The 1,476-nt window shown below is 45.0% G+C and carries 1 protein-coding gene; it reads right to left on the bottom strand.

All coding sequences use genetic code 11. The annotated features are described in order from the left end of the window. Positions 1-202: 202 nt before the first annotated feature. The gene (locus tag QT974_RS34295; protein ID WP_333472805.1) at positions 203-1,183 is read right to left on the bottom strand and encodes an aldo/keto reductase; all 981 of its coding nucleotides are present in this window, start codon (positions 1,181-1,183) and stop codon (positions 203-205) included. Between the last annotated feature and the right edge of the window lie 293 nt (positions 1,184-1,476).

Raw genomic sequence — 1,476 nt, 5'->3', positions numbered from 1 at the left:
AATAACTTATCTGCGGTCATGCTTCTTCAGGCTTCAAAAACCAGATGCACCCGGCGGTTGGGCGGTTGAAACCGCGTCTATACAAACACTCACGTGCCTCCGCAGGTTGAAGAATGGGGGGTTAAAATTACGTTATTCAGTCCGCGGAGGCGGACATTGTTTGTGTAGGAGCGGTTTCAACCGCCGACTCTAACGAACCTGGTTATCTCGTTTGAAAGATATTCTGCACCATTTTCTTATCCACACTCGCCGCCGCCTTATCCAATTCTGCAATCTCCCCCGAACCCAACTCCCAGCCCAAAGCACCAATATTATCCATCGCCTGCGCCGCCGATTTAGCCCCCGGAATCGGAATAGTTTCTTTGCAGATGCACCAATTGATTGCTACCTGCGAAACAGTCTTGTTTCTGAATGCCGCTATTTCTCGCAAACAGCCCAAAAGTAATTGCATTCCCGGCAATAATTGCTTGCACGCCAAACCTCGGATACCTTTAGGAAGAGCGCCATTTTCCGAATATTTACCAGTCAGCAACCCCAACGCTAAAGGACTGTAAGCAATCAATTTTATCCCCAATTCATCGCAAACATCTTTCAATCCGAGTTCTGTTACTGGATAGGTAGAAAGTAGCGAATATTGCACTTGTAAAGTCACAATAGGCACTTGGCGCGAACTAAATCTTTGATGCACCCATTTCAAGCGTTTCGGCCCGTAATTAGATAAACCCACTCCCTTGACGAATCCTTGCTCGTAAAGGTCAGCCAAACCGTCCAAAAGAGCTCCCTCTTGCCAAGGTGCATAATTGGCTGTAGACCAGTGCATTTGCACCAAATCCACATTCTTTCCGAGGCGGGAAGCCGAAGCTTTTCCAGCAGATATCATGGATTGTCGCGTCAGTCTCCAAGGATAAGCCGCTAGTTTTGTCGCTATACAAATATTGGCTTGATTTGCACCTTGATATTGTTGGGAAAACTGCCCTAAAAGTTGCTCGCTGCGTCCGTTTAATTTCCCGGTTCCGTAGGAATCACCTGTATCGAACAAGGTGACACCATTGTTAACGCAAAGATTGAAGGCGGCTTGCAATTCGTCATCCATACTTTCATCGTAACCCCAGAGTAATCTGTTACCCCAAGCCCAAGTACCGCAGCCCATTTTTGGTAGTATGATTTTTTGATTGGTTTGCATTTTTATTGATGGTAGTTGTTGGTAATACTGATATTTTATAGGAACATAACTCGGTATCCCCTAGCCCCCAGCAGAGCTGTTTCATTCTGCCACGGGCCGCTCTTAGACTCAAGTCCCTGTCTAATAGCATAAGTCGGTTAAAACCGACTCAAATAGTAATCTCAATTTTGAAAAGTAGAGTTACACATATATTCTGCACTAATTCTATAGAAAAACAGGTTTTATAGAATTGCTACACGGTGCATCTGGTTTTTGAAGCCTGAAGAAGCATGACCGCATATAAGTTATTAGTT

It is taken from the genome of Microcoleus sp. BM001215392 (assembly GCF_036700185.1).
Classification (GTDB): Bacteria; Cyanobacteriota; Cyanobacteriia; order Cyanobacteriales; family Microcoleaceae; genus Microcoleus.
The sequence above is the reverse complement of the archived record's forward strand: the minus strand, read 5'-3'. Positions and strand labels throughout refer to the sequence as shown.